The sequence below is a fragment of the Pseudoalteromonas sp. BZA4 genome (genome assembly GCF_040104395.1).
GTDB lineage: Bacteria > Pseudomonadota > Gammaproteobacteria > Enterobacterales > Alteromonadaceae > Pseudoalteromonas.
Genome location: NZ_JBECOT010000105.1, coordinates 1 through 6,773, shown reverse-complemented (window position 1 = coordinate 6,773; position 6,773 = coordinate 1). Strand labels below are relative to the sequence as shown.

General features: G+C 37.8%; 6 protein-coding genes. All 6 read left to right on the top strand.

Going from position 1 to position 6,773, the window contains the following annotated elements:
- The first annotated feature begins 218 nt into the window (after positions 1-218).
- The 6 genes from ABMY41_RS21115 (at position 219) to ABMY41_RS21090 (ending at position 6,603) form a co-directional block, all read left to right on the top strand.
- Positions 219-1,214, top strand: coding sequence for an IS1595 family transposase (locus tag ABMY41_RS21115; protein ID WP_250659741.1), 996 nt, complete (start codon positions 219-221; stop codon positions 1,212-1,214).
- Positions 1,208-1,714, top strand: coding sequence for a DUF6398 domain-containing protein (locus ABMY41_RS21110; protein ID WP_250659742.1), 507 nt, complete (start codon positions 1,208-1,210; stop codon positions 1,712-1,714). The genes ABMY41_RS21115 and ABMY41_RS21110 overlap by 7 nt, the downstream gene beginning before the upstream one ends.
- A 192-nt stretch (positions 1,715-1,906) precedes the next feature.
- The gene (rfaH, locus tag ABMY41_RS21105; protein ID WP_250659743.1) at positions 1,907-2,392 is read left to right on the top strand and encodes a transcription/translation regulatory transformer protein RfaH; all 486 of its coding nucleotides are present in this window, start codon (positions 1,907-1,909) and stop codon (positions 2,390-2,392) included.
- A 507-nt stretch (positions 2,393-2,899) separates the two neighbouring features.
- Positions 2,900-4,015: a UDP-N-acetylglucosamine 2-epimerase (non-hydrolyzing) gene (gene wecB / locus ABMY41_RS21100; protein ID WP_349276175.1), complete on the top strand. Its 1,116-nt coding sequence runs from the start codon at positions 2,900-2,902 to the stop codon at positions 4,013-4,015.
- 144 nt (positions 4,016-4,159) lie between these two features.
- Positions 4,160-5,428, top strand: coding sequence for a UDP-N-acetyl-D-mannosamine dehydrogenase (gene wecC / locus ABMY41_RS21095; RefSeq protein ID WP_349276174.1), 1,269 nt, complete (start codon positions 4,160-4,162; stop codon positions 5,426-5,428).
- A gap of 83 nt (positions 5,429-5,511) precedes the next feature.
- On the top strand, positions 5,512-6,603 hold the full coding sequence (locus ABMY41_RS21090; protein ID WP_349276172.1) for a polysaccharide biosynthesis C-terminal domain-containing protein: 1,092 nt from the start codon (positions 5,512-5,514) through the stop codon (positions 6,601-6,603).
- Positions 6,604-6,773: the final 170 nt, after the last annotated feature.

The following is a 6,773-nucleotide window of genomic DNA, read 5'->3' as shown; positions in this document are numbered from 1 at the left end:
ATATGTGCGAAGTTCATCGAGGCTCGAAACCAAAGTGTTTCAATTAAGAAGCCGGATATACGAACGCAAACCTATCCCTGTCAAAACTCATTGTTTATTCTTGCAATGTTGGAGGAGACCATATACAGGCTCTAGTAAATATTTCGCTCTATTCGCTTTAAATGTTGGTACGCAAATATTAGGCTATGATTAAAGCATCTAACTTTGAGGGATTGATTATGGAAATTAAAGGGTTTACTCGAATAATTAATGAGTTACCGTCATTAACCGATAATCAAATTCGTCTCATTAGAGACAGAGCGGATAGTATCATCCATAAAGACTCAACTGCAAAGTTGATTGATCAGTGCAAATCATCAGATGAAGTGGCATGTCCTTACTGTGGCTCTATCAAACTAAACAAGTGGGGGATGTCGGCAGGGTTGCAGCGATACCGATGCAAAGAACAACAATGCCGAAAAACTTTCAATGCTCTGACCAAAACACCATTAGCTCGTTTAAGAAAGCGTAGCCTGTGGAGTCAATACGTAGAATGCATAGCTGACAGTAAAACGATTCGCCAATCGGCAAGAGAGCTAGGAGTGGCAATTACGACAGTATTCAGATGGCGACATCGCTTTCTTGCCTCCCCAACCGTCAATAAGGTCTCTGAAGTCTCAGGGATTGTTGAAGCTGATGAAATGTTCTTTCTTGAAAGCTATAAAGGCAAACGAACTATCCATCATCGTGAACCAAGAAAGCGTGGAGGTATGGGAGATAAACGCAAGAAAGAAGATCAAATCGCTGTGCTTATCGTCAAAGAGCGAAGCGGTGGATTAACGGAAACAATGTTAGGGCGACCCAATAAAGAGAAGATTGGTAAGGCATTGAAACCTATCATTAACACCGACTCTATTCTGTGCTCGGATGGTGCGCATTCATATAGAAGCTTTGCTAAAGAAAACGGCTTAACTCACTACCGCACCATAGCGAGTAAGTCACAAAGAGTCATTGGTAAACAATTTCACATTCAAAACGTCAATAATTACATGATGCGCATAAGAGTCTGGATGCAAAGGTTTTATGGGGTAGGAACTGATTACTTGCCGAATTATTTAGGGTGGATGCGCTTAATGGAGAGCGTGAAGAATAGAGATTTATCTCTTGCTGACTTCATTAGTGATGCATTTAGCTTTCCCCATAATCAACAAAAATTTGAGGTAGTATCATGCTGAAGCATTCAACCAAGAGAATTCCAGTTCATCTCAAAGACAGGTTTTCAAAAGTAGAAAACCTTATTGCAACATACGCAAGAGATAACCTTGATGATGAATATCTAGAGTATTGTCTGTACTTGACAGCAGCATTAGCTCGTAAAAAAGAGACACCTTTTGTCAAAGGCAAAGAAAAGCTTTGGGCGTGCGGGATCATACACGCAATTGGGATGGTTAACTTCTTGTTTGATAAGGATACCGAGCCTTTTGTTACCGCCTCAGACTTATATTCGAGTTTTAGCGTGAGTAGTAGTTCTGGCAGTGCTAAGTCTAAGTTCATTAGAGACTTGTTCGATATGTTCCCATCAGACCCAAACTGGACAATCCCAAGTCGTCAGTACGACAACCCTCTTATTTGGTTGGCATCAGTAAATGGTCACATTGTAGATCTTAGGCAAATGCCTCTTGAGGTTCAAGAGCAAGCATTTGAACAGAACATAATCCCGTTTATTCCCCAGTAAATACCGTCAAGACTACTATAGCGTTGTTTCAAATCACAATGATCAACAGTTAACGAAAATAGAGCGAAATATTTACAATAAGAACTTATTTACTTAATGCGCTTAAATTGTTTATAATTACACTTAATAAGATATAGCGTTGTGTTTTTTTAGTGTTGTGTTTTTTACAATTATATTGTAGTAAGGATTGCTATGGAAAGTTGGTATTTAGTTACGTGTAAGCCTCGTCAAGAAGAGCGAGCATCTACCAACTTACTTAACCAAGGAATTGAGGTGTTCTACCCCAAACTAATCACCGAAAAACTGGTTAAAGGTCGACGTACCGTTAAACAGTCGGCTTTATTCCCTAACTACTTATTTGTTTGCCTTGAGTCACAAAACTGTAACTTTTCTGCGGTAAAAAATACGCGCGGAATTAGCGGCTTTGTATCTTATGGGGCAAATTATCAAATAGTACCTACAGCCCTAATAGAACAGCTTAAGAGTGAGCGTTTACAGACTAATGATTCTACTATACCTAAAATGGGTGATGTAGTTAGCGTAAATAACAGTTCGTTTAATAATATCAAAGCTATCTACAAAGAGTCTGACGGTGATATGCGTAGTATTTTGCTGATCAATCTACTTAATAAACAAGTAGAAATGAGCGTAGATAACAAAGACATAAAACAATACTAGCAAAATACACAGCTTCGGCTTTATGCGAAAATTTTATTAAGTATCAGTACGTAGGAACTGCAACCTAGGGGCGGAAGCGTGCCCGAAGAGCTATATAAGCAAATATTTTTGCTTTCAAGCTGAAGCGAGAGGAGCTCTGCGACGAACTGAAACGTGAAGCGTGCCCGAAGGGCTAGACAAGAAAAATGTATTTCGGTTGAATTTTACCTAGGGCCTATTGGGCACTTTTTATAAAAAGTACTAAATCAAGTAATTACAATGAGATAGTCTAAATTGACTGTCTCAATTTAGAAAAAAGTGTCTCAGTGGGTTGTAATAAAGCTGAGATATAAAATTGCTAAAATGCACTTCATAATGGCCAACCGGTCGCTCATAGTGTGAATGCTGGGATGTCTTACACCGTAAAATAGTGAAAGTTAACTCCCACCCCTCTATGAAGTTGACATATAAACGTAACTAAATTTGGTTACGCTAAAAGATGAATTTGATTTATTAAAGGATATAAAAGTGAAAGTATTAACGGTATTCGGTACTCGCCCTGAAGCTATTAAAATGGCTCCACTGGTTCATGCTCTTGCCGCAGATGAGCGCTTTGAATCAAAATGTTGTGTAACAGCGCAGCATCGTGAAATGTTAGACCAAGTACTAGAGCTTTTTAAAATCACGCCAGAGTACGACTTAAACTTAATGAAAGCAGGGCAAACACTGCCAGAAGTAACAAGCCGTATATTGCAAGAGCTAACACCCGTACTTAAAGAGTTCAAACCAGATGTAGTGTTAGTGCATGGTGATACCGCAACGACGTTTGCAGCGAGTTTAGCGGCATATTATGAGCAAATAGCAGTGGGCCACGTAGAAGCAGGTTTACGTACAGGTAATATTTACTCACCTTGGCCAGAGGAAGGTAACCGAAAATTAACGGGCGCTTTAACTAAGTTCCACTTTGCGCCAACGGATACCTCAAAAGCGAACCTTTTAAAAGAAAACTATGCAGATGAAAATATATTTGTAACCGGTAACACGGTTATTGATGCGTTATTACTGGTAAAGCAACAAATAGAAGATGACGCAGAGCTAAGCAACACATTAGCAGCGCAATTCCCGATGCTTGATGAAAGTAAAAAGCTTATTTTAGTAACCGGCCATCGCCGCGAAAGTTTTGGTGGTGGGTTTGAGCGTATTTGTGAAGCGCTCGCACAAACAGCCAAAGCTCACCCAGATACACAAATACTTTACCCGGTGCATTTAAACCCAAATGTTCAAGAGCCGGTAAAGCGTATTTTAAAAGATGTAGATAACGTACATTTAATCGAGCCACAGCAATACTTGCCATTTGTGTATTTAATGAATCGCTCACACATTATTTTAACTGACTCAGGCGGCATACAAGAAGAAGCGCCAAGCTTAGGTAAGCCGGTACTGGTAATGCGTGATACAACAGAACGTCCAGAAGCAGTAGAGGCTGGTACAGTTAAATTAGTTGGCACTGACGTAGCAAAAATCACTTCTTCACTAAATGAGTTGTTAACAGATGACGTGGCTTATAAAGTAATGAGCCGTGCCCATAACCCGTATGGTGACGGCCAAGCATGCCAACGTATTTGCGATGTTTTAGCAAAATAATAAGCGTAGGCGCGGGTTTACCTTGCACTACCTAGAATAAATAAAGAAGCTTTGAATATTATTGAAGCTTGTAAGTGAATTTTTTGCGAAGCTCGAAGCTCGAAGCTCGAAGCTCGAAGCTCAAGTAGATTTAAAAGGATTATCATGTCATTTAATACGATTTCAGTTGTTGGTTTAGGTTATATTGGCTTACCAACTGCAGCCATGTTCGCATCACGAAAAATAAAAGTAATCGGGGTTGATGTAAATCAACATGCAGTTGACACAATTAATCGTGGTGAAATACATATCGTAGAGCCTGATTTAGATATGATTGTTCATGCTGCAGTTACTGAAGGGAATTTAAAAGCTACAACCACACCTGAACCTGCCGATGCATTTTTAATAGCCGTACCAACACCGTTTAAAAATAATGATTCTGAAATACCTGAGCCTGATTTAAGTTATATCAAAAAAGCCAGTGAAGCTATTGCGCCAGTACTTAAAAAAGGTGACTTAGTAATACTAGAATCAACATCCCCTGTTGGCGCTACTGAGCAAATGGCTGTGTGGTTAGCCGCTGCACGACCAGACTTAACATTTCCGGGTCCTGAAAGTAGTTATACAGATACAAACATAGATGTAAATGTAGCGCATTGCCCTGAACGTGTATTACCAGGCCATGTTGTTCGTGAGTTAGTCGAAAACGATCGTGTAATAGGTGGTATTACCGCTAAATGTTCTGCACGGTCTGTTGAGCTTTATAAAACGTTTGTGCAAGGTGAGTGTGTAATAACAAATGCGCGTACGGCAGAAATGGCTAAGTTAACTGAAAATAGTTGTCGTGACGTTCAAATTGCATTTGCAAATGAGCTTTCAATAATTTGTGATAAATTAGATATAGATGTTTGGGAACTTATCTCTCTAGCTAACCGTCATCCTCGTATTAATATTTTACAACCTGGTCCGGGAGTTGGTGGGCACTGTATCGCAGTAGATCCTTGGTTTATTGTTAGTAAAACCCCTGAACAGGCACAAATAATTCATACAGCACGTAAAGTAAATGACGCTAAGCCACAATGGGTAATTAATAAAGTTAAGTTAGCAATTGCTGACTTTTTGCAAGCTAACCCAACTAAGACAGTACAAGATGTAACCGTTGCTTGTTATGGCTTGGCTTTTAAACCAGATATCGATGATTTACGTGAAAGCCCTGCTTTAAATATCACAAAAAAAATTGCAGCATTGCATTTGGGTTCTGTCATAGCAATTGAGCCGAACATACAAAAATCAACTATAGAATGTATAAAATGTGTCACTGTCGCTGAAGCAAAAGAAAGTGCTGATATCCATATTATTTTGGTTAAACATGAAAAATTCAAAAAAATTCAAAAAACTGAGTTTACTTTAGATTTAGTTGGTTTGCTGCTTTGAGCTTTAGTTTTAAAAAGGTCGGTTCTGTCATTTTCTTTCGCTGCATAGGAGCAGGCTGCTCCTTTCTGTTAACTCTAATCTTAATGAAAGAATTAACAGTGACAGACTATGCCAACTTTAGTTTTTTATTTTCAATTTTTACCGCTGCAATGCTACTTCCAAGTCTCGGAATAAATAATGCGTATGTAGTAAATAATTTTACTATATCTAGCCATGATTTCGATACTTCCAAAGTGATAGTCGGGTTATCATTATTGCTATTATTACTAATAGCTTCTTTTTTCGTAGAAGATAAATTATATATATATGCAATATTATCAGGTATTTTAGGAGCGGGCTTTGATCATGTTTTGAGTAAATACCAAGCGAAAGAGAGTTTTAAAATCTACAACTTACTACTTCCCATTAGAAGCGTTCTTTTGCTTTTTATAATGCTATACGTTTTATTTTATTACAAAAGCCATTTCATTGAATATTTTTTTAAAGCTGTAAGCATTGTACTTTCAGTCATTGTTTTTATATATCTAACAAAGGTAAAAATATTATTTAATCATAGAGTTTTTCACTCTCTCTTATCGCTGTTCACTGCATCAAAAGGCTTTATTGTTTTTGAATTTTCGGTTTTAATTTTGATGAGGTTAGAAGTTTGGTTATTAACTTTTTTTGTTACATTAGGCTTTTTACAAGCTGAAAGTATTGCTTACTATTGGGCGTCATTTAGTTTTGTTTTTTTATTGCCTATTATTAGCTCTAGCCTAACAACAGTTTTGTTACCAACATTGAAGAAACAAAGTGGCTTAGATGGCGCGAAAAAGAAATTAATTATTATCTTTATGATGATGGTATTTGGCTATATCTCCTTGGCGTGTTTTGCTGTGGATTTTTTATATGGGGATAAATATCAGCAAACACTTATTATATTACCTTTCATGGGAGTCGGTGTTTTTTTCTCATTTATGGCAAATCTTGAAAGGCTAAGTTTAGTAAGTTTCGGTAAGGAAGCAAAAGGGAATAAGATCTGTTATTGCCAACTGTTAGCCTCTGTTTTGCTAAACTCCCTATTAATACCATTTATAGGGCTCTACGGCGCAGTGGTTTCTTTTGTATTAGTTAGGTTCATTTCACTATTAGGTTTTCATTTTACTTTGAAAAGAGAGCTTAATAATATTATGTAGCTTAAAAGTTTCTGCATATAAAAGTTTCATTTCACCATATTCTAGGCGTTGTTTCCTAAAAGTTTGAACTATCTTGCCAGCCTGTGATCAGATCATCTATATCCTACTAGCCCGTGCAACAACAATGAGCAAAATCACAAACTGGTCTCACTATAATCAAGCCCTCGTTA